This is a genomic window from Paenibacillus rhizoryzae (assembly GCF_059686995.1).
Window position 1 is genome coordinate 327,050 of sequence record NZ_JCAALT010000006.1, and the last position, 23,090, is coordinate 350,139.

18 protein-coding genes are annotated in these 23,090 nt (G+C 53.0%); 2 read left to right on the top strand and 16 right to left on the bottom strand.

The window, feature by feature from the left end; translation table 11 throughout:
- Positions 1 to 368: 368 nt before the first annotated feature.
- From AC6ESO_RS19505 to AC6ESO_RS19555, 11 genes are all read right to left on the bottom strand, one after another.
- Positions 369 to 3,164 carry an alpha-L-rhamnosidase-related protein gene (locus tag AC6ESO_RS19505; protein ID WP_497092811.1) on the bottom strand — a complete coding sequence of 932 codons (2,796 nt, stop codon included), beginning with the start codon at positions 3,162 to 3,164 and terminating at the stop codon, positions 369 to 371.
- Between the two features lie 37 nt (positions 3,165 to 3,201).
- Complete coding sequence (locus tag AC6ESO_RS19510; protein ID WP_497092812.1) at positions 3,202 to 4,209, bottom strand: Gfo/Idh/MocA family protein; 1,008 nt, start codon at positions 4,207 to 4,209, stop codon at positions 3,202 to 3,204.
- A 21-nt stretch (positions 4,210 to 4,230) separates the two neighbouring features.
- The gene (locus AC6ESO_RS19515) at positions 4,231 to 5,082 is read right to left on the bottom strand and encodes a helix-turn-helix transcriptional regulator (protein ID WP_497092813.1); all 852 of its coding nucleotides are present in this window, start codon (positions 5,080 to 5,082) and stop codon (positions 4,231 to 4,233) included.
- A gap of 466 nt (positions 5,083 to 5,548) precedes the next feature.
- Positions 5,549 to 6,598, bottom strand: a complete 1,050-nt coding sequence (locus AC6ESO_RS19520; protein WP_497092814.1) for a zinc-dependent alcohol dehydrogenase — start codon at positions 6,596 to 6,598, stop codon at positions 5,549 to 5,551.
- Between the two features lie 143 nt (positions 6,599 to 6,741).
- Positions 6,742 to 7,455 (bottom strand): hypothetical protein, encoded by a 714-nt coding sequence (locus tag AC6ESO_RS19525; protein WP_497092815.1) that lies wholly within the window; start codon positions 7,453 to 7,455, stop codon positions 6,742 to 6,744.
- 32 nt (positions 7,456 to 7,487) lie between these two features.
- Positions 7,488 to 9,191: a stalk domain-containing protein gene (locus AC6ESO_RS19530; protein ID WP_497092816.1), complete on the bottom strand. Its 1,704-nt coding sequence runs from the start codon at positions 9,189 to 9,191 to the stop codon at positions 7,488 to 7,490.
- Between the two features lie 685 nt (positions 9,192 to 9,876).
- Complete coding sequence (locus tag AC6ESO_RS19535; protein WP_497092817.1) at positions 9,877 to 10,881, bottom strand: DUF4432 family protein; 1,005 nt, start codon at positions 10,879 to 10,881, stop codon at positions 9,877 to 9,879.
- 96 nt (positions 10,882 to 10,977) lie between these two features.
- Entirely contained in the window at positions 10,978 to 11,304 is a 327-nt protein-coding gene (locus tag AC6ESO_RS19540) for a cupin domain-containing protein (RefSeq protein ID WP_497092818.1), read from the bottom strand.
- Entirely contained in the window at positions 11,304 to 12,341 is a 1,038-nt protein-coding gene (locus AC6ESO_RS19545) for a zinc-dependent alcohol dehydrogenase (RefSeq protein WP_497092819.1), read from the bottom strand. Before AC6ESO_RS19545 ends, AC6ESO_RS19540 begins: the two co-directional genes overlap by 1 nt.
- A 67-nt stretch (positions 12,342 to 12,408) precedes the next feature.
- On the bottom strand, positions 12,409 to 13,194 hold the full coding sequence (locus AC6ESO_RS19550) for an SDR family NAD(P)-dependent oxidoreductase (RefSeq protein ID WP_497092820.1): 786 nt from the start codon (positions 13,192 to 13,194) through the stop codon (positions 12,409 to 12,411).
- Between the two features lie 15 nt (positions 13,195 to 13,209).
- On the bottom strand, positions 13,210 to 14,328 hold the full coding sequence (locus tag AC6ESO_RS19555) for a mandelate racemase/muconate lactonizing enzyme family protein (RefSeq protein ID WP_497092821.1): 1,119 nt from the start codon (positions 14,326 to 14,328) through the stop codon (positions 13,210 to 13,212).
- 310 nt (positions 14,329 to 14,638) lie between these two features.
- Between AC6ESO_RS19555 and AC6ESO_RS19560 the strand changes: the two genes are divergently transcribed.
- Positions 14,639 to 15,298 carry a GntR family transcriptional regulator gene (locus AC6ESO_RS19560; protein ID WP_497092822.1) on the top strand — a complete coding sequence of 220 codons (660 nt, stop codon included), beginning with the start codon at positions 14,639 to 14,641 and terminating at the stop codon, positions 15,296 to 15,298.
- Positions 15,299 to 15,508: 210 nt separating this feature from the next.
- Positions 15,509 to 17,473 (top strand): methyl-accepting chemotaxis protein, encoded by a 1,965-nt coding sequence (locus AC6ESO_RS19565; protein WP_497092823.1) that lies wholly within the window; start codon positions 15,509 to 15,511, stop codon positions 17,471 to 17,473.
- 479 nt (positions 17,474 to 17,952) lie between these two features.
- Here the strand turns inward: AC6ESO_RS19565 and AC6ESO_RS19570 are convergent, their stop codons facing one another.
- The 5 genes from AC6ESO_RS19570 to AC6ESO_RS19590 all read right to left on the bottom strand — a co-directional run bounded on the left by AC6ESO_RS19570 (position 17,953) and on the right by AC6ESO_RS19590 (position 22,866).
- Complete coding sequence (locus AC6ESO_RS19570) at positions 17,953 to 18,768, bottom strand: phytanoyl-CoA dioxygenase family protein (protein WP_497092824.1); 816 nt, start codon at positions 18,766 to 18,768, stop codon at positions 17,953 to 17,955.
- Between the two features lie 130 nt (positions 18,769 to 18,898).
- Positions 18,899 to 19,657, bottom strand: a complete 759-nt coding sequence (locus AC6ESO_RS19575; protein ID WP_497092825.1) for a hydroxypyruvate isomerase family protein — start codon at positions 19,655 to 19,657, stop codon at positions 18,899 to 18,901.
- Positions 19,658 to 19,798: 141 nt separating this feature from the next.
- Positions 19,799 to 20,629 (bottom strand): sugar phosphate isomerase/epimerase family protein, encoded by an 831-nt coding sequence (locus AC6ESO_RS19580; RefSeq protein WP_497092826.1) that lies wholly within the window; start codon positions 20,627 to 20,629, stop codon positions 19,799 to 19,801.
- A gap of 36 nt (positions 20,630 to 20,665) precedes the next feature.
- On the bottom strand, positions 20,666 to 21,721 hold the full coding sequence (locus AC6ESO_RS19585) for an oxidoreductase (RefSeq protein WP_497092827.1): 1,056 nt from the start codon (positions 21,719 to 21,721) through the stop codon (positions 20,666 to 20,668).
- 32 nt (positions 21,722 to 21,753) lie between these two features.
- On the bottom strand, positions 21,754 to 22,866 hold the full coding sequence (locus tag AC6ESO_RS19590) for a Gfo/Idh/MocA family protein (RefSeq protein ID WP_497092828.1): 1,113 nt from the start codon (positions 22,864 to 22,866) through the stop codon (positions 21,754 to 21,756).
- Positions 22,867 to 23,090 lie beyond the last annotated feature (224 nt).

The window sequence follows — 23,090 nt, forward strand, 5'->3', positions numbered from 1 at the left end:
GCTTCTCGACACGTAATAGTGCCCGTAGGGTTCGTTAGATTTACAAATGCCGTTATTTCGCTGAAATAAGGGCTTTATGGTTCGTTAGCGGGAAAAGATGGGGCGGTGGTAGACGGTCGACGGACAGCAGTTCTTGCCAAATCCTGCCGGATATGCAACATTTCCGCTTGTGTCGGACTCTACGAGACTGTTTTGACCGCAATATGATGCATTCTGCGCAACATCTGCTACTACCAACTTTGATTTTCGGGTCAAATGTTGCAGGTTGTGCAGCATTACTGCTTATTACAGCTGCACAGCCAACGCAAAAACACCTCACCCCAACCGTTCCCGGCTGAGTTGAGGTGTTCAATTACACATTGTTGGCGTTACTCCACAACCGTAGCTCTCAAGCCCTCCGGAACGCGAACATAGTCGAAGACGCGCGCTCCATTCTCGTCCGTATGCCACTTCACTTCGATCAGTCCGAGTGCGTGCGGCACAGCGCCTTCGGCCTCGGTTACCTCTGCCGTCTGCACATGAATGATAACCTCTTCCGGTTTCTCAATCGTCGGCAGATGGACGCCAAGTACATGCGTAGACATGAAGTATGTCGGGCATGCAGACCATGCGTGGCATAGACTTTGGCCCAGATCGTAATACTCCGGCGTCTGCTTCAGCCCCTTCTGCAGGAACCAGCCCCAGCCTTGACGCATCATCCGCTCTGCCGTGTCCGTCAGACCAATCAAATACAGCCCTTCGAAAATATAAAAGGAGAAGCTCGGGGATACATACACGCCATCCTCCGGCCCGTATCCATTCACGAACAGCGATTTGAGATCGCGGCGTACATGTGCGCGGACCGGCTCCAGCTGTTCATCCGTCAGCACGCCGGCACGCGCAGCGAACAAACTCGCGTGCGCCGAATGCGACAGCTTCTGCTCGTTATCGCTGTAGCAGCCGCGCTCCTCATCCCAGAACGTATCGCGGATCGCTCGCTCTACGACCGCAATTCTACGCTCCAGCTCGCCGATTTCCTCATGTCTGCCGATGGCTTCCGCCAGCTTCGCCGCGGCACGCAGCGCAATCAGATACGTACAGCTGAACACACAGTGAACGCCCGTGATGTCCATGTACCCTTTCACAATAGCAAGATCGCCATGGAAACCGCCGTAGTGCGCTTTAATACCGCGCTTCACATCCCACTCCGCGTCGAGCAGCAGATCTTCCCGCTCATCGGCCAGCTCATGGAACCAAGCCAAGTTATGCCGGATAGCCTTCCAGTACGTCTCTACCAGCTGTGCATCGCCGGTTTGTTCATAGTACGCCCAGAAACCTTCCAGCGCGTTTAGTGCAAAATCCGATATCGTATAGTCGCCCGTATTCGGATAAACCGCTCTGAATTTACCGGTCGCATCCGGCGATTGCCCCATAAGCTGAAGGCTGCGCTTCATAAGCGCTTGATCACCGAATACCGCTAGATTGTTATGGTATTGGATAATGGTATCGCGGATGTACTGCCCACGCTCACGTGTCACGCAATCCGTATAGGCATCCTCCATGTTAACCGCTTCTGTCCGAACGCCCATTTCCCAAATCTGCTCAAGCAGTGGGTCGGAACAGCGGAAGGTTCCTTTTGTCTCCACCGGGTAACTTGCAGATGCAAGCTCCAAGCCTCTCAGCACCACATCCTGCTTCGGATACCGTACTGTCAATTGAACATAACGGAAGCCCCGCGGCTGCGTTAACCGCCAATCCAATTGTGTGCGACGTTTGTCACCATAAGCTCTGTCGCCAAGCCCATACCAATGGTAATGGCGCAGATGCTTGCCGTCCGCGTTCAAGTGCTCGCCATAGGTCAAATCAATTGTTGCACCACCCGCACCTTCAAGCACAACACGTGGAAGTACAAGCCGAGTCAGGCCCAGATCGAGCAGCAGCGAGAAGCCGTTCGGATAGTCTGTTAAGGAGAAGACACGATCGGTCAATTGGTCCGCTTCGATGGATTCAAAAGCATGGCCGTACGTGTCCCATCCGGTGGACATCGTCGGGCTTTCCCCTTGTTCATGTACAGTGACTTCAATCCAGCCGCCAACGTCAGCTAGCTCATCATCAATTGCAAAAGGCAGCTCGCGCCCGCTTAGCGCCGATGCGTACAGGTCATGCGAGACAACCGGCGAACGGTGGAATTGCACCGTACCTTCCGGATCGCGATCCGCGGATACGACTAACCCGAAGCCTTCGGGCAGTGCGAGGTAATGGTGATACATATCTTGAAGCGAATCGCATTTGGCAAAATAAGCATTCCACCCTTTGCGCAGACTTACGCGGTGATTCAGACGCATGCTTTTGTCATCGGCGTACAGTCCTTTGGCAATCGGCTCCCCGTTGATCCAGCTGTTCTGGTAGAACAGTCCCATCGTAATGACGATGTCCTCCGGTGAATAAATCCATGTCTTCACCGCCATGAAACGGCTGGTCAGCTCCGGCTCATGGATTTCGTTCACATGCGGCATAGGCACGCTGAATGAGCAGAGCAATTCCTGCATCTCAAGCGGCATCAGATGCAGCACGCGTTCTACCGGAACCGGCTCTCCGGACATATACGGGATTCCCCGTGCCTCCGGTTCGCCCCAAGCTTGTTGATTCGCGAGCTCTACGCCGCCGCTGATCCAGCTGCTGTCATCAAACTCGAACCCGCTCCAGTCGTTTTTTTCCTCCAAACGCTGATCATAGAGGTCGCCCGCTTTCAAGAACAGGCTCGATTTGGCCGCATACCGAAAAGCCGGCGCCGAGGACGCTTTCCATGCTGCGTTTCCTGTTGCCAGATCGATTCGCTCGCCGCCTGCAAGCGTAACTTCGCCCCAGGCCGTGAAACCGGCTTGCGACAGCATCGTGATGAACGTTTTGTGCCCCACGTAATTGACCTGTACCGCGATCACGTTGCGACCTTCATGAAGCAAGTCGCTTAGGTCATGGGAATCGTACACCGGATGCCGGGGATCGAATCGCAGCGAGCCCAAACGGACATACTTACCATTAATGTACAGCTGGTACGTCGTATCCGCGAACATATGGAGAATCGTTTTCTCCGGTTTGCTCCTCAAATCCAGCGTCAGTCTGAACCTTGCATAGAGATTGCGTCCTTGTCCGGACTCATCGTACCAAATCGCTTTTGCCCGCATGAGCGTACACACACCTTTTCCCCAAAATTGTTCGTTCTTATTCGACGTAAGCGATCTGTCTGCCGTCATCATCGGCCGACTGCATCACATTCTCGACTAATCGCAGGCTGCGAAGCCCTTCGCGAATCGGGCAAACCTCCGGTCCTTCTCCGCGCAATGCCGCAATGAAGGCAACCGTTTCGTCCTCATAAACGTCGAGTTCGGAGGCGAAGGTCTGACGTACGTTCTCGGATCCGCCCGTAAACACGAATTCCGCATCGTTCGCGCTTGTGAAGTAAGCTGTCAATTTGCTGCAAATGACCGTGAAGCTGCAGTTCCATTCATTCGGTACCGCGCAATTGGAAGCCGTAATGGATGCCATCGCGCCGGAGCGGAAACGAATAACCGCTGCACTTGTATCCTCAACCGTATAGCCCTCCGCTTCGCGATGGTTCAAATTCGCCGTAAAGCCGCTGATCTTATCGGGCGTACCCAAGAAATACATCGCCAGATCATACGTATGAATGACCTGCTCGAACACCTGTCCACCTGAGAGACTGCGATCACTCCACCAAGACGAATGCAGCGAGTTGCAATCGTAACGGCCGTCGAATAACGTTGGGATGCCGGCCGTACCGTCCTCAATCAGTCGTTTCAACTCTTTGACCGCAGCGCCGAAGCGATTGTGGTAGCCAACCTGCGACACGACGCCCGCTCCCTCTACAGCCGCAGTCATGCGCTCGGCAATTTCGGTATTCAGCGCGATCGGCTTCTCAAGGAAAACCGCGATGCCTTTGTTCGCCGCCGCTTCTACCTGACCTTGATGCGCATAAGGCGGGAGGCAGATGTATACCGCATCTAGCGTTTCCTTCTCCAGCATGGTGTTGAAATCCTCATAGGCGTTAGCTGCGCCGCCTGTGTGCGCTTCACGGAATGCTTCGGCTTTCTCAAGCGATGTGCCGCAAACCGCGGTGACTTCAACGCCTGGGATGTTCAGCAAATTACGTGCATGTTTCTGTCCCATCATGCCAAGTCCTGCAATACCAACTCGAATTGATTTCAGCATGCTATGTTTTCCTCCAATGGGTTAGTTGAATGGGGTGCCTACTCCGCTAGCTAATCGGCTTGTCCGGTATTTGAGCGGGGAGAGGCCTGTTTTGCTTTTGAAAAAGCGCGAAAAATCGTCAATGTCCTCGTAACCGGTCAACCGCGCGATTTCCGTAATCGGACGGCTCTCGGTTTCGAGCAGTTGCTTCGCTCTGCGAAGTCGAAGCTGCAGCTGCAGCCTGGTCGGCGTAATGCCGAACAGCTTCTTGAAGCGCTCCGCAATGTAGGTGGGATGCATATAATAGCGTTTGCCAAGCTCCGCGAGATCGATCCGGCGTTCCGGATTGTCCAGCAGCTCCGTCATGATGCTCATGAACGGATCGGAATGCTCCGCCTTTAGCAGCACATCCGGATGATGGATCGCCGCGTCGATGAGAATGGCGACAAGCTCAAGCGCCTTGGCCTTCTTCATCAGGCTGTCCGACAGCGAGCTCATCCCGCCCGCAATCCGGCTGTATTCGTGGAACACCGATTCGAACTGCTCCGGCTTCGGCAATCGAAAAATAACCGGGAAGCGAAAAGCCTGCAAGGCATCAATGCAGCCCGCAACCTGCAGCGTAAAATGCCACCAGAGGAATTCCGTTTCCTCGTTCGTGTCTTTGACATGGTCATGCAGCTCGTAAGGCGGAATCAACACGACATCCCCCGGGCCGGCAAAATAATCACGGCCCGCGATATGGAGCCTGCACGAGCCTTCTTTGATGTAGGAAGCAATATAGAAAGGAAGTTTGCGGTTCACTTGCCGCAGCTCGGTTCGTCTGTGCAAATCATGCTCCAGCATATGAAGCGAAGCTTTCTCAATAAGCGGAAGCCACGGATGATTGTTCTTCATGTAAAACTCCTCACTGCCCCGCTAGATGAGGCATGGGCTGTTGTCCTTCTATTATACAAACAGCTTGGTTGACCTCGTGAGGGAAAACTGTCTGATGGTGGGGGATTTCCGTCCACTGGTGATGCAAAACCTCGAGGAGCTTCCCCATGGTTTTCGCGCTAACGAACCCTGCGGGCCTTATTCGCACAATAATAGCCCCTTTTTGAATCTAACGAACCGTGAGGGCGCTATTGTACGAAATCGAAGCGAAAATACGGGGTTTGACATCGAATAACGCCTGTACGGTTCGTTAGCATTTCAAAACCAGCCAAATGGTTGAAATAAGGCCCTCACGGTTCGTTAGCGTGAATGAGCATCTAGCTCCGTGCTGCCACAATGTATAACCATTCGCTTCGCTTACTATCCTCAGCCCACCGCCTAAACAAAAACTCCGGCAACTTCGCCGGAGTTTCTATCTCAGCAATTATTAGAATTTCAATACCACCTGCAAGGACTTTTCCGTGTTGGCATCTAACATCCGGTAGGCGTCTGCCGCTAGTTCAAACGGAACTCGGTGTGTGATAAGCTCCGCCAGCTTCAAGCGGCCGGATAACGCCAGCTCCATAATCGTCCGTTCCATCCGAAGACGGTCCCAGCGATTCGTAAGCTGCAGGTTGATGCCGCTGATTTGCGAGCCAATGAGCTGCACGCGATTATGATGGAACTCCTCACCGAGGTACAGATCCTTCGCTCCGCCTTGATAGAAACCTGCAGTCACCACGCGGCCGTTGTAGACGACCGAGCGAATCGCTTCATGCAGCGCTCCGGAAGCACCGGAAATTTCAATCGCGACATCCGCTCCTCTGCCGCCTGTCAGCTCTTTAATGCGGCTGGCGACGTCGTTGCAATTCCTTGAATTGATCGTATGCGCTGCTCCGAATTGCTCGGAGAACCCAAGCCGATAATCATCCAAATCAATCGCGATCACTTCCGCTCCGTTTAGCCTAGCCAGCTGAGCAACCAGCTGTCCGGGTACACCTTGTCCGAACACGGCGACGGTTTCCCCGATGTGGATATCCGCATCCAGAATTGCATTCAGCGCAATCGCGCCCATTTGCGAATAAATACCGGCCACCGGATCAAGTCCTTGCGGCAGCAGATGATCGCGCGCGAAGTCCTCCGTTACGACATGCGAGCTCTTATGCCCCCATGTTCCATACACGACATCGCCTTTATTAATGCCGCTAACGGCCGAGCCTACTTCCGATACGACGCCGACTTCTTCGTAACCCCAGCAGCCCCGCACCGGATACAAGGACGATTCTTCTTCGATTCGCTCCGTGAAGATCCGTTGTTCTTGATCGAATTGCTTTTTCACAAAAGGATTAAGGCCGCGATAGGCCGTCAACTGCGTTCCGGCGCTAATCCCGGAGTACAGCGTCGTCAATCTAACTTCCTTCGCTTCCAGCTGACTATTCTCCACCTCTACAAAAGCAACTTCCTTTGGCGCAATGAAGTCCAAACGTTGTGTCGTCATCCTTGTCATCCCTCTCCCCTCAACTTCCGCAAGCAAGTCGAACCTGAAGCTATCGTAGCATTCGCCGCAGAATCGCTCCATCTCCGAACGCCAGCGGTTTTTGTCAGTTCTACAGGTGATTAGGGAGAGCCCGTGCGCGACAACTAAAACCTTGGATAATACCCTTCCACCTCATGATTAGCAGGGTTAATAACCACAACAATAGGGCCGAGCAGCCCGTCTTGATCGGTATTGAACGTCACGGTAACAAGCTTATGATAGCGGAGCTTTGTACGATCTTTATTAGGCGTAATCCATTGATTATTCATAATAATCGTTGTCACTTCGGCATCTGTGCTGCGTCCCGTCACATGCTTGCGCTGTTCCTCTTCAACCGTAGCCCAAGCGATCTCACGGTACTTCGCTTTGCTCGCCTCCGTCAGTTCCACAGGTGGATTCGACACGGCAGCATACCTTCGCAGATCCTGAATCACCTTCGCTACATGATCCCTGTTCGGCTTGAGATCCGTGATGTCATACAGCACGATATTGTTGATTGGATAGCGGGTATGCGCAATGACATCGGCGGCGGCCGTCTTGTTTTCGAAATCTTTAATCCCCTTAACAGCCTCCCCCGGGGAAGGATACACATAGATGCTAATGGTCTGCTTCGTATCCACCACAAATCGGCTTGGAGTGACGCCATTATACGCCCTAGCAAATACAGACTCCGGATTTCCGTTTTGCATCGGCTCGAGGAGTATGCCATTATGGCCAAAAATCTCTTTCACATCAGCGAGCGAGATGGAACTCTCATCGTTCTTGCACCCCGTCAGACAAACAAGCAGCAGAAGGATTGAAAAAATCATTTTCTTCATAGCATCATCTCCAGCTTGATGGCATGGCCAACTTACCCTTTCGTGCTCACTTCGACCGTTCGCGTTCCGCCGTCCCACTTCACGTCAACTCCGAGCAGTTTGCCGATATCGCTGACCGGGATGTATAGGCTGCCGCTTAGCACAACAGGTGCAAAAGACAACGCCGTCTGCCCGCTTCCCACGGTTGCAAAAGGAGCTCCCTCCGCCAAAATGATCGAGCGGTCGCCCCGCGTGACGGTGGTTTGTTTGGTTTGTGTATTGTAGCTGGTTTTGGCCCCGATTTCGCTCACGAGAAAACGAAGCGGAACAAGCATCCGATTGCCGGTTGTCATCATACTCGGCTCGAATTTCTTCAGCTGGCCATCGATGGAGAGGCTGGCATCCGCTTTTAAGTAAGCTCCTGTTCCGAGCCCAATGCCGCTGATCGGCTTGCGTAATTCGGCCGGAAGCGTAAACGCGTAGAGCTTACCCTCTGCCTGCACGAGCAGCTTGTCTCCCGCCACTTGGAAAGGGCCATAGCTCCGAGCGGGAGTTTGATAACGAGAAAGGGCTTTGCCAGTCGCAACGTTCAGCGCATATACCTCACCATCGGTTTGCCCGACATAAAGACCCGAATCGATAAGATCCACACGGCTAGCCGGATTGTCGAGCCCCTGATAGAACACCGGCGAATGATCGACTATTTTGCGCGCATGCAGGCCGATGTTGTCTCCATTCTTATAAATCAGCTTGCCGTTGTAGGGTCCGGCGATCCATGTGCCGTCATCCTGGATGATCTCCGGTTTCACTACCGCTGGATCGGCATTCAAATTATAGCGGTAAACCTGATGGTCCATGGTGGACACATAGACATCGTTTCCTTCCACAACAAGCTTCGTTGCATATTGATACATCGGGTCTTCCCCTTGTTTAACAGGGACAAAAGATTTGGTATCCACGACGCTTCCCGTCTCCAAATCGACGACATCCAGGTCTACAAGAAATTTGGCGGAATCGTACTTCGGCCAATCGTTTTCAAAATAAAGCTTCTCTCCATCCGCCTTCAGCACATGCGAATGGCTGCCCGCCAGCCTCCACATGGTTTTGCCGGTCGCTTCATCGATGGCATACGTTGTCGTCACCGTAATCGCGCCGGACTCCATCGCCAGCACGAGCAGCTTGCCGCCGACCTTCTCAGGGATGCTGTTCACATCCGTGTTGCGCCATTTCTCATGGCCCGTTGCGAGATTGACCGAGACGAGCCCCAGCGAGGAGGCAAAATACAGCGTATTCCCTTCCACCTTGAACTGGCTGAATGCGGACTTCTTGTTCGCTTGATATACTCGCTTGGCCGTGCCCGTTTTGGCAGCCACTTGATAGACCGCGCCGTCCTGCCCACTTACGAATAGGCTGCCGTTTAGTAGTTGAATGGCTCCTGTCTGCAGCTTCGTGCCGTAGGCCCAGAGCAGCTTGCCGGTTTGAATCGTTCGCGCTTGCAGCACGCCCGCTTTAATGGTATAAAATGTACCGTTATCGATCACAATCGGGACTTGGTAGCTGTTCTCTATCGTAGGTTTGTCCAGATCAACCGTCCAAACCGGCTTAGCAAAAGGAACCTTATTCGACACAGCCGGCATCGTTTGGCCATCGTAGCTCGTATTCGGATCTGCGGTTGCTTGTGCAGAGGCTACCGCGGTGCCGGACATCAACAGACCAGCCGCCACCAACGCAAGCGTGGTATGTTTCCATAATTTCATTGCGACATGCTCCTCTCAACTCTCGTTTGCGATTCACCTCTATAGACGGCGCTCACGGGGAAAAGTTACATGCCCTTCCAGCGGCTGTTAAGCTAGCGCTGTCGCGAACGCTCCATATTTGCTGCTTTCTCGTAATGTCCATCTGCTGCAAGCGGCTATTCCGCTTATATCGTGCAAACTAGCTTGCTTTGGAGTTCTTAAGCGGATATACCGCTTAAGTTGTCGCCATTGCTCCATATTTGCTCCACTCTCGCAATGTTCTCCCTCTGAGAAGTCGAAACTCAAACTCTCAGCCGGCATTCACTCCAACTAACCCCAACTCGGCGTCTGAGAGTTCGAAAATCGAACTTTCAGCACCAAGCCAGCACCTATAATCAGCTAAGAGTTCCAAAATCAAACTCTCGGCCGGCATTCCCTCCAACTAACCCCCAACTCGGCGTCTGAGAGTTCGAAAATCGAACTCTCAGCACCAAATCAGCACCTATAAGCAGCTGAGAGTTCCAAAACCAAACTCTCAGCGGACAATCCCACCAACTAACCCCCGGTTCTGAGGCCGAGAGGCGGAAAACCCGACTCTCAGCGCGAAATCAGCACATAAAAATAGCCGAGAGTAGGAAAATCCTACTCTCAGCTATCCTCCAACTACTCCTTAGTGCTTACGGGGTAGCATTTTAGCACAGGTTGCTCAAACCGCCGTACCCGTCACTTCGCCGTCCGCATCGATATGATCGACGGCAGACAATCCTTCGTACACCGTAGCGATGACGGTGCAGGACACCGTCTCTCCAGGCTGCAAAACCTGATGCGTTCCGCGCTCCAGCCCGTCCTGCAAGCCGACCGGATAGCCGGAGCATGGCTCCAGCACGACGGTTTGGAGCTCCCGCCAGCCGCCATAGGAGGCGAACAACCAGCATGTTGGCATCACGCGGTTATCATAGCTCAGACCAAACCCGATGCCCTCCCGCGTATGCGTCAGAGCGCACCATCCAGCCTGCATGTCCGTGGCATACTGGAACTCGCTGACGCCCGACGAATGCGGCAGCACTTGCCGCATATCATGCACCTTGCCAGCATCATCCTCGGAATAGGGCCACTGGTAGCTGTACGAGGTTTTACCTGTACGCGGCGTGCCGAAGCCCTCCATCTCCATGGTGCGGGCAGGCAGATCGATCCGCGAATGCTCATCCGCTGCCATCGCCGCGTGCAGCTTCCATAAATACGGCTGCGGTTTGCGGCCGATATTCGTGATCGTATGGGCAAAACGCAGCTTCGATTCACCGGCGCGAAGCGTAACCCGCTTGCTCAGGCGGGTTGCGCTGATTGGCGTTTCCACCCACATGTGGAGCGTAACCTCTTCGCTATCCACGCGCTCCAGCGCATATTGCCACGGCAGCGTCCAAATCTCCCCGTGATCCGGGAACATCTCGCCATCGATCGGCTCCGCGACATCGTTCGGATACAGCTCATCCCAGCCGCCGAAAAAGTGATCATCGTAGACGGCATGCAGCGCAAGCTTTCTCGGTTTCATGCGAGGATGATGCCACAGAAGATCCTTGCCGCGCGGCTTGAACGTGATCTGCCATATTTTCGCGCCTAGGTCCGGCATAATAAGGACGCGAATCAGCTCATTCTCCAGCAGCACCGTTCGAATGTCGTTGTACGTCCAATTGGTATCCACCTTAACAGTCACAGCCAAGCCACCCCTTCGCCCCGCAGATTACTAAGCTCTAGACTTCAATCTCGCCCTTCCGATCCTTTCGCCCAGCAGGTTAAGTTATTCTAAGCCCTACTCCGTAATCGTAGCCAGCAGATCCTCGCGCAGCGGCGTGAAGTTCTCGATCATCACCGTATCCTCCAGCGCCTTCACCTCATGCACCGCATCGCCGGGCACATGAATTTGCTCGCCTGCGCCGACAATTGCCGTTTCGCCGTTCATCGTCATGGCGATTTTGCCGCTGATGACAAAGGTAAGCTGCTCATGCGGGTGTGAGTGGGCAGGTCCGATCGAGCCCGAATCGAGCGTAAGCATCATGCTCATGATCGCTTGGCCGGGGCGGAATATTTTGCGGCTAATGCCGGCAATCGGCGAGTGCCATTCTTCAAAACGCGGCATTACGATGCACCTCCGGGAACTAGCAATACTTTCGACACGTTGCCCGGCGAACCAAGCAACACCTCGAACCATTTCGCGCCATCGCTAAGCGGTGCTTCAATTACACCTTCATCAAGCCCAATTCGGCCTTCCTCCAACCACTGAAGCGCCGTACGGAAATTCGTAGCCGAGTAAGCAAAAGAGCCCGTCATCGTAATCTCGCTGCGGATCGCGATATTGATCGGCAGCGCAGACTCTTCCTCATGCAGCCCTGTGAAAACAACCCGGCCTCCGGTCGCACAAGCCAGCACGCACTGCTTGCGCGTCAAGCCAGCGCCCACCGCATCTATAGCAATGTTCACGCCGCTGCCCCCGGTCAACCGCTTCACTTCCTCCAGCGTATCTACGCCTGCCGGGCAGATGACGTGCTTCGCGCCGAGACGCCGCGCAATCGCAAGGCGATCCTCGTTCATGTCCACGGCAATCACTTCCTGAACGCCATATTGCAATACGGCTTGAAGAGCCAGCAGTCCAATCGGCCCCATGCCGAGAATGAGCACCTTGTCCGTCGGCTTCGCGGCGGCGAGCTCCGCAACACGCACTGCGCAAGCAGTCGGCTCCGCCAGCGCAGCCTTCTGCAATGTCATCCCATCCGGCACCGCATAGACGAAGGCTGCCGGAATCTTCACATATTCCGCGTTGCTGCCGGGCAGCGCAGCGGAAAGCAGCTTCCGCGATACGCATAGCTGCTGCCTGCCGCTCGCGCATTTATCGCAATGGCCGCAGGTCACAAGCGGATTCGCCGTGACGCGCTGTCCAATCGCCCAAGCGCCGGAGGCTTCAACCCGGCTACCCATGGAGGCAATTGTGCCGGAGAACTCGTGGCCGAAGATCATCGGAGGCTTGCGTAGTGAATTTTTGCCTAAGAAGCCGCTTAGCTCCGAACCGCATATTCCACTGAACGCAACCTGAATGACAATTTCGTCTTCCCCAGCGACCGGCGCCTCGACTTCCCTCACATTCATTTCCTTCGGACCTTCATAGATAAGTGCCTGCATAGACTCTAATCTCCTCTCAGGATGAAGAGGCGCAAGGAATCCATTCTCCCGCACCTCTCTCGTTTATTTAAAAGGTTATCGACAATCCGCCGTCAACCGGAATGACCGCGCCGCACATATAAGAGGCATCCTCGGATGCGAGGAATGCAATGACGCCGGCCACTTCCTCCGGCTGGCCCTGACGCCGCTGGGCGATTTTGCCGCGGGCGACGTAAATATCTTGGAACCAGTCCGTCTCATGTTCCTTCACGCCATCCACCACCGACATCGGCGTCTCGATAAACCCGAGCGCGACCGAGTTCACGCGAATACCGACGTCGATTAGCTCCAGTGCCGTATTGCGCGTCAACTGGTCCATCGCGCCTTTCGCCGCATTGTAGCTCGATGATTCATCCAGCGCGCGGCTGCCGTTAATCGAGGATACATTGATGATCGAGCCGCGAATGCCCTTGGCCGTCATCATGCGCGCAGCGGCTTGTGTGCAGTGGAAGGTACCGTTTACGATAATATCGAAAACCTTGCGCCAATCCTTTATCTCTGCGCCGAGGAACCGCATAGGTTCGAACGTCGCCGCATTGTTCACCAGAATATCCAGCCGCCCGTAGATGCGCTCCACTTGCGCGAACATCGCGGCAACCGCGGTTTCATCCGATACATCGCATGCGATGAACCTAGCTTGATAGCCTTGCTCAATTAGCTTCGCAGCAGCATGCTCTCCGACATCCGAGCGGCGTCCCGTAATGACGACCGTCGCGCCTTCCGAGGCCAAACGGCACGCCGTGGCATAGCCGACACCTGTTGCGCCGCCTGTAATCAGCGCCACCTTGCCGTCAAACCTGCCCGCTTTCGCCATGTGAGATGAATCCTCCTATTTGACGCGATATTTTTCCACGACTGCTTCATCGACCGTAACGCCAAGACCCGGACGATCCGGTACATACACGTAGCCGTCCTTGAACGTAATCGCCTCCGAGACCAAGTCGCGTGCAAGCGGCGAGGTGGATGCGGTATGCTCGATCATGAATCCGTTCGGAATCGCCGCAGCAAAATGCGTGCTCGCCGCAACCAGAATCCCCGTCTTGAACGCATGCGGTACAACAAGCTTATGACGCTCATGCGCCATGTACGCGATACGCTTACCTTCGGTCAATCCGCCGCAGCGGCCCAAATCCGGCTGGACAATATCATGTCCGCCGTCCTCAATTAACCGGCGGAACGCAGTCACGCCGCTTTCCTGCTCACCGCCCGCTATGCGAAGCGTCGTCCGTCTGGACAGCTCCTGATAGCCAACCAAATCCTCCGGATGGAGCGGCTCCTCAAGCCAGAACACGCCGTACTTCTCATACACTTCCGCCATGCGGAGCGCGCCTTTCAGATCCCAAGCCAGACCGCCGTCGATCATCACATCCATGTCTTCGCCAACGGTTTCGCGGATCGCGCGAATTTGCTGCTCATCGAATTTCGGATCGCGGCCGATCGGCCCCCAGCCGAACTTCATCGCCTTGTAGCCTTCCGATGCGAACTGCCCTGCCAGGTGAACCGCCTCTTCAATCGTGTCGGGCATAAGCGAGCTTGCATAGGCTTTCAGCTTGGAACGGTACGTGCCGCCGAGCATCTCGGATACCGGACGGCCAGCTTTCTTGCCGGCAATATCCCATAGCGCCATATCGATGCCGCTCATCGCATGCATGACCGGACCGCCGCGGCCGAAGTAAATCGTACCGCGGTACATTTTGTCCCACAGACGGTCGATTTCAAGCGGATTTTCTCCTATAAGAAGCGAACGAAGTCCCGTAGCAATCGAATGGGAAGGCGGCGCATCAATGGCAGCCTTCGCCACGAGCGGAACAGAGTCAACCTCCCCATAGCCGGTAATGCCTTCATCCGTATGAATGCGGATCATAAGCGTGTCCTGCGTGCCATCGCAGCGTTCAGCATCCAAATCCGGAATACGCAGATAAATCGATTCCACTTCTGTAATTCTCATAGCCAGTTCCCCCTGCTCGCGTAGTGTCTTCATGCCGTAAAATGTTCATCGTATTCATAATTGCCAACCTGCAAATAGCGGCATTAGGACTGTATTAATCACCTAAACAGTATAGCGCTTACATTGGAATAAGCTTATTGTAGTGCTGGGCTCGAATTATTGTCAACAATATTTACCCTGATTGTATATTGTAGATTGTTAACAAAATACAAACAAAGTGCATTTTTTCAGCATTCAACGTATACTAGGATTTATCGATTACATAGGCATCATCATGCGAGTCTTACACTTACAAGGGAGCAATTCTGATATGGCTGATTTCACATTCAAGCAGCAAGCCAATACGTCACTTCGCGAGAAAGTGACGCATGATTTACGAGAAGCGATACTTAACGGTCATCTGCAGCCCGGTGCGCGCATTAAAGAGATGGAGATTGCCGAGCAAATGGGTGTCAGCCGCGGCCCTATTCGCGAAGCGATCCGCCAGCTCGAACGCGAAGGACTGCTCCTCTCCGTTCCCTATAAGGAAACCGTCGTCGCGGATTTGGATGCCGATGAAGTCCAGAACATTCTTATGCCGATCCGCTTCCATATCGAATGGTTCGTCGTGAAGCGCTACCTAGACAAGCTGGATGACCATTTCTTCAGCAAGCAGCAGGGCATCATTGATGAGATGAGAGAAGCGGTAGCGAGCGGAGCGAAGAGTCGTCTCGTTGATCTTGATATTCTTTTTCACCAATCCATTCTGGAGATGGCAACCGAGCGGACGGTTATGCTCACCTGGCAAAGCATCGTCAATCAGATCCGCCTCCATTTCTCCAAAAACCTTCCGTTCTACGACTTAGACCACATGGAGAAGGATCATCAGGATCTGCTCGATGCGTTTCAAACCAAGGATCCGGAGCTCATTCAGCAAGCGATTCTTAATCATCTTCACAGCGACGACAATCTGCTTTGCTTTACCAAATAACGATGATACTCATCAAACGAGACCATTAGGGTCTCGTTTTTTTATGCTCTTCCTCATGCTCTAACAGAACTAACAAAAAACTAATCCTTTTCCCCCGCCTTTTCACAAAATTATTTAATAGTTTAGGTGGATAATGATTTAGGCAGCAACTACGCCCTTTAATGAACCACAGCTTCCATAAAATGAGACGATAGAAAGTTGGTCCTATTCATGAAACGCACTTTATTCTCACTAACGCTTCGGAACAAGCTTATTCTGGCCTTCACGGCAATCCTGCTGATCCCGAGCCTGGCTATTGGCTGGTTCTCGTACGGAACGGCCAAGGATCAAATTGAAGAACGAATGAACGCCACCGTTAACGAAAATGTTCGGGTGCTGGATCAAATGCTTACCGGCTATGTCGAGCCGATTCGCAGAGACGTTGATTTCCTCTCGCAAAGTCTATCCGCGGCTGCTCCCTCTGACCTGCTAGGCAAACTGGAGAAATTCGGCGATCTTCATCCGGAGATTGACAACACGTTTGTCGGCACCGCAACCGGAGAAATGCTGCTCACGCCTAAGCAGGAGCTGCCGAAGGATTTTGACCCGCGGACACGCCCTTGGTATGAGCAAGCGATGAAACAGAACGGTCAAATTATCGTTACAGCCCCTTATGTGAATGCAACGGACGGTAAAATCGTGGTCACCATTGCTAAATCCGCACCGGATCATTCGTACGTTATCGGTGTTGACCTTAATCTAGGCGCGCTATCCAAACAGATTCAAATGGTCAAGATCGGCAAAGACGGTTATGTCACGATCTCCGGTGCAGACAAAACCTACTTGATTCACCCGAAGGCTCAGCCTGGTACTCCCGTGCCTACAGCAATTGCAACACCGATGTATAGTGCTGATTCCGCCTTCTTCACCTACGAAGAGAAGGGTCAGACGATGAAGGAATCCGTCATTACGAACACGATGACAGGCTGGAAGCTTGCAGGCACGTTCAGCGTGGATGAGATCAATGAGGATGCGGCAGCGATACTATATCAAACCATTCTTGTTATTGTGATCTGCATGGTTGTCGGCGCAGCGCTCATCTATCTCATTATTCGTTCCATCGTCGCACCGATTCGCAGACTGATTACCGTTTCCAAGCAAATCAGCAGCGGTGATCTAACAGTCGTTATCGATACTTCGCGAGGCAACAATGACGAAATCTCTCAGCTAGGCACAAGCTTCAACGATATGATTCATTCCCTGAAGACGTTGCTGACTGAGGTGAACGAAACCTCTCATCAGCTCGCCGCTTCCTCCGAGCAGCTGTCCGCCAGCTCCGATCAAACATCGGTCGCTACGCAGTTCATCGCAGAGAATATTCAACTGATGGCGATCGGAGCCGAGAAGCAAGTAAACAGCGTCAAAATCGGTTCCTCCTCCGTCGATGAGATGTCTAAAGGCGTGGAGGAAATCGCATCCAATGCACAGCAAGTCACGGAGGTGGCCGTTCAAACCTCCCATATCTCGGCTGAAGGAAACGAAGCGATTCAAACTGCGGTCGCGCAAATGCAGTCCATCGAGCTCACGTTTGAGCATCTGTCCCACGTCATTACTAATTTATCCGAGCAATCGGTAGAAATCAGCCAAATGGTCGGTATGATTCAAGAGATATCGAGCCAAACCAACCTGCTGTCCTTGAACGCTTCTATTGAAGCGGCTAGGGCCGGCGAGCATGGGAGAGGTTTTGCCGTGGTCGCTCAAGAGGTGAAGAAGCTTGCCGAGCAAACCGCCCTTTCCTCCAAAGGCGTTATCGAGGTTGTCCAATCGATGCAGAGCAGTACGCATATGGCCGTTGAATCTATGCAGGCCACATCGGTTGAAGTAACAGAGGGAATTGCCGTTATCAGCCGTGCAGGCGTGTTGTTCAAACAAATTCAAGGCTCCGTACTCGAGGTGGAATCGCAGATTAAAGAGGTCACTTATGTCTCTCAGCAGATTTCAAGCGATGGAAGGGAAACCGTCGCCGCGATCGGGGTCATCTCCGAGGTTGTGGAAGAGAACGCAATGGCTACGCAAAATGTATCCGCCGCCGCGCAGCAGCAGCTGGCATCCATGGAAGAGATCGCCGCATCGGCAGCCTTCCTGACGAAGATGGCCGAAGATTTACAGGAACGAGTAGACCGGTTTAAATTGTAAACGCACGAAGGGGCAGCAGCTCTTAGGCTCATCGCGAGATGGCTTGGCTGCTGCCCTTTTTGTTGTTGGGAATGTTAGCCGCATAGGTTCCGAAATTGCTCCGGCGTCATTCGTTCAGACTTGTGTTGATCCCTTCGTACCCTTCTTTTGCTCATTCCTCCAATTACGCTACCATGTAGATCCCCTAGTGCGCTTCATGAGCACGTTTCGAAGAATCGAGTAAGGAGTAGCTTCCAGAGCAACACTTTCACCGAAATTTGGCTAAATCGAGCAATGTGTAGCTCCCTGAGCAACACTTTCACCGAAATTCCGCTAAATCGAGCAAAGAGTAGCTACATGAGCAACACTTTCACGAGACTAGTTACTTTTGTAGATCCCCTCGTACCCTTCTTTCGCTGAGAGCTCGACTCTCCCACCACCACAAAAATAAAGAGCCCCACCAAAGAACGGATAACCGTTCCTCAGTGGGGCTTTGCAATTTAAGGCATTCCGATCCGCATCGGGAGGCGCGGGAGATGCTCGGTCCGTTTGGCGTAGTCGCCGCAGATGGCGTCGACCTGCTCCAGATGGGTGCGCCGCTCCTCTGTGGCGCTGCTTAGCATCGCTTGACCATAATAGTGGTCGCGGCGGAAATGGGCATGCATCAGAATATAGCTGCGCAGCTCATCCATGTCTTCGTCCTTAAAGCGCTGGCACAAATTCAAGGTGAACATTCTGCGCTGTGAGCTTCCTCCGAAGGAAGCGTGAAATAGATTGTGGTCAAACACCAGCACATCGCCCGGCACGACATCAAGTACTTGCGCAGGCAGGTCTGCACCATGGATGCCTAGCTGTCCGATGGACCGGCAAACTTTTGCCGCATCCTGTCCGTACTGGTCATCCAACCGATGCGTACCCGGCATCACACGAAGCGCACCGCTTGACCCATCCAGCTCATCCAGATACAGCGCGATCTTAATATGCCGCCGCGCCCGATTTTCCCCATCCCGATGCCAAGGCGTATCGCCGGTGTAATAGTTCCCGTCACTACCCATGTAATTGAAATCCTCGCCTAGCAGCGATTTCGCGATTCCGGCAATTCGCGGATCGTCGACCAACGAGCACAGCCGCTCGCGCTGGTCGACGAACGGCACGATCATCGTACGCTTGGAGCCGTCATGCTTCTCCTCCAGCATTGGAAAAACCGCTTCAAATTCTTCCGTGATCCAACTGTTCTCAGCCTTCAAGAGTCCGGCAAACTTAATAAAGCCAAAGGTGTCAAAGAACGCAAGCTGCTCATCCGTCAACTTCATCATTCATGCTCCTCCCAATGTCTTTCATGCACAGCACTCTATCTTGCGTTACAGAACTGCTATTGCTACTGTTTCTGCCGATGCTACTGTCATTGCTTTTGCTACTTGTTCTGAACGCTTGCTATTGCCGCTACTAAACGCTCAATTCAGCAAGCAGCTCCCTTAACCCAACCTCCGGCGCGGCAACCGGGAAGTATTCCAGTCCCATGTAGCCCTCATAGCCAGCCGCATCCAGTGCTTCAAAAATCCGCCCGTAATGCAGCTCCCCCGAGCTCAGCTCGTGACGACCCGGATTGCCCGCTGCATGGAAGTGGCCAATCAGCTCCAAATTCGGAAGGATGTTTGCAAGCAGGTTCCCCTCCGTAATTTGCTGATGATAGATGTCAAAGACCAGCTTCACGTTCGGACTCCCGACCTGACGGAGAATATGAAAAGCTTCTTCCGATGAAGATAAATAATAGCCTTTATGATCAACAAGCGTGTTTAGCGGTTCGAGCACAATGGTGATACCGGCTGCCTCAACCAGCGGCGCGCTCGCGCGAAGTCCGTCAATAATGGATTGCTGCTGCACCTCCCGCGGTACATCGGCAAGTTCCTGCCCAACCGTCAAAATCAATGTACGGCAGTTAAGCTGCTTGGCAGCGGCAATCGTCTCTCTCAGTCCATCCAGATAAGCCTCTCGCAATGATTCATCGACCAAATTCGCCGCCTTCACGCACATGGAAGCAATCGTCATGTTGTAATCGCTTGCAAATTGTGCAAGACGTTCCACGTCCTTATCCCACCACGACCAGAACTCAACGGTGTCATACCCAATGGCGCGAACTTCCTCCAGACTGGCGAAGAAATCCTTCCCATGATACAGAGCATCCAAACATACGGATAGTTTCATTACAGCATCCCCTTAGAACCTGATTTGACGCTTCTCGAGTCGATTATAGGTCTGCAAGCGCCCAGCTGTAAAGAAGATATTGGAAAAGGGCTGAGCACCGGATTTCATCCGAAAGCCCAGCCCTCTGAATACGCCAATTCGTTACACTTCCACCTGAAAAGCTGCCTTCAATGTCTGAATCCCTTTGCTCGCTACCTCAAGAGCCGTAAGATCTTCGAAGTCCTCGATGAACAATTCCACCGATAAATAACCGCGATAGCCGGAAGCATACAACACTTCGGCAATCTCTTTCAAAGGCGCAACGCCTTCACCCGGGAATACCCGCTCTGCATCTGTAATGACTTCTCTCGAAGGTGACGCCGGGTAGTCATTGGCATGCACGATGCCGATCTGACTGCCCTTCAGCTGCTTCAAGTCCTCTACGCTACTTCCGCCAGTGTACATATGGAACGGGTCAAGCAATACCTGTGCTTGCTCGACGCCGGAAGCCAGAACGACTTCTTTCGCTTCGTTAACGGTCGAAAGCTTGCTCGCTTTCCCCCAGAACTCCAAATAGACATCAATGCCGATCTCGCGGCCAAGCGCCGTCAGTTCCGCATAATACTGTCCCATTTCGCTGAGCGAAACATTAGCCACATCGCCAAAAGGAGGCGCAGCCGCAGCGCGGCAGCCAAGCTCAGCCAGCATGCGCAGCTCACGCTCCGCTTGGGCAAAAGCTTCTGCACGTACAGCAGCATCCACATCCGCCCACTTAAAGAAAGCAATCGCGTTCGCGAACACAACCTTGTTGAGGCTCAAGCACTCTCTAATTTGCTCGGCTGTTCCGCCGCCTGACAGGAATGCTTCGATATCCGAAACCCACAGCTCAATACCTTCATATCCCGCTTCGGCAGCAACCGTGATCTGCTCCAGCACATTTAACTTAAAAGGAAATAATGTCGAAGCGTTCAATGACGCTTGGAATGGAAACATATCTTCGTTCCTCCTATTTTGCAGAAGCACGTCAGCCTACAGCTTAACCGGCAGCGTTCTGCCTTCCTCGCTGCTTTGAAGCGCCAGCTCGATCAATCGGATCGCATTTCTCGCTTCTTCCGGCTTCACATTCAGTTCTGCTTGTCCAATGATATGCTTGTAAATATTGTCATAATAACCTGTGTAAGACGAGTGAAACGTTTCAACAACGCCTTCAAAATGCATGCTTCCGATCGAAGAATTGAGCTTTCCCCAATTTTCGCGCGGTTCCATACCGAATCCGTGATCGCCCGGCATCGCTCCGCCAATCAGCGCAGCCTCCTGCGGATCCGTTCCGTATTTGACGAAAGAACCTTCCGTGCCATGCAATACATAACGCGGGCTGGCTTCACGTACAAATTTCGAGGACTTCACCCGCACTCTCTGCCGATCGCCATAGAACAGCGTCACATCAAAGAAATCATGTGCCTCCGCACCTTCGCGCTGCACCCGAACATCGCCGTTGATGGAATCCGGTATGCCGAAGAGCGTGAGTGCTTGGTCGAACAAATGAACGCCCAGATCGTAGAATACACCGGTACCCGGTTGTGCTCCTTCGCGCCAATTCGTCGATTGCATGACCGGATCGAAACCGTCCCATGAGAAGGTGCAATCTCTCACCTCGCCGATCATACCTTGACGAAGCAGCTCCTTAATCGTTAAGTAATCGCCGTCGTATCTGCGGTTATGGTAGACACTGAGCACTTTGCCTTGCTTTTTCGCAAGGGCAATAAGCTCGTCCGCTTCTGCAGAAGTCGGCGTGAACGGCTTCTCGACGACCACATGTTTGCCAGCGAGCAGCGCGTCTTTCACGAACGCATAGTGATCCGTGCTTGGCGTCGTAACGATAATAAGGTCAATACTCGGATCCTCGTACAGATGACGGACATCGTTTACGACATTGACCCCAGGATATTTCTCCTTGGAATGGGCGGACCTGCGCTCAACAACAGCAGCCAGCTCCAGCCCTTCAACAGCATCTACAAATGGCGCATGAAAAATTCTGCCGGCAAAACCGTAACCGATCAGTCCAACTCGGATTTTTTCGCTCATGATTTTAAGACCCCCATCTTATATCCTATGTGCTATGCGTCTAGTTGATTGTATTTCAAGCCAAGCGGCAGTGGAGCCGGAACTTCGCATGGTGCTGTAACAGCAATATGTTTGCCGCTCTCAGCGCTATCGAGTATGCCAATCGTAATATCAAGAACATGGCGGGACAGCTCTCCGCTAGCGCGGTGCGGTCTGCCGGATTGAATCGCATACGCCATATCGGCTACGCCGATGCCGCGGCTGTTCTTCGAGAAACCGTGGGAATACGGGAACTCTTTCACCGTACCGTTCGACTGCTGCAGCGTAATCGCACCGTCAAACATGTTTGGATCATTGACTACCAGGTTGCCTTCTGTGCCGTAAATCTCAAGACGCGGCGTGTAGCCGAAGCTCTCTTTGCCGACTTGCAGCGTTGCGGATACACCGTTATCAAACTCCAGCAAAGCCGAAACATGCATAGGCGCCGTAACAGGCACCGTTTCGCCAAAACGAGGCGATTTCGGATTCGTCACCGTGAACTCGCGGTTCACATTGCCTACGGAGCCCGACACTTTACGAACCGGACCTAGCAAATTAACGAATGCCGTCAGGTAGTAAGGCGCCATATCGAAAAGCGGGTCCCAGCCGGTTTGCAGGAAGTTTTGAAATTGCGGATGCATCGCATCGTAAGCGTTACCCATAATAATCAAACCGCTTGCCGCATACGGTGTACCGATCCAGCCATCTTCGATCAGCTTGCGGGCGGTTTGAAGGCCTGCACCCAGGAATGTATCCGGCGCGATGCCGACACGGAGACCTTTTTCACGGGCTAAGGCTAGAACGCGGTCTGCATCTTCACGTGTTAGCGCGAACGGTTTTTCCGCATAGACATGTTTGCCGGCATGAAGGATTTGCAAGTTTACTTCAGTATGAACAGTCGGGGAAGTTAAGTTAATGACGATTTCGACCTCGGGCATTGCCAGCAGTTCTTCAACCGAGCACGCCTTAGGGATGCCGAACTCCTCTGCACGCTTTTGCGCAGATGCTACGAACAGATCCGCTATGGCTACAACTTCAAGCACGCCGCTGAAGCTGCCCGTGCAGTTCTCCAGATAAATGCCGCTGATTGCGCCGCAGCCAATAATACCTACTTTCGTTTTACGCATACGTCCACCTTTCCTGATACATGACGATTTGGTTTATTAGAATAAACTTGCTACCGTTGAACTTCTCTCTATAATGCCGTAACTCCTGCTTTCTTTCCAGTCTAAAATTTAGGCGATTGACGTTCGCGTTTATTTTCCCGGTTCTACTATGGTAAAGTTTGAATTAGCAATGTAAAGAACAATTCGGAAAAATCGCATCTGGCGGAATGAACGCCTACGGGAGG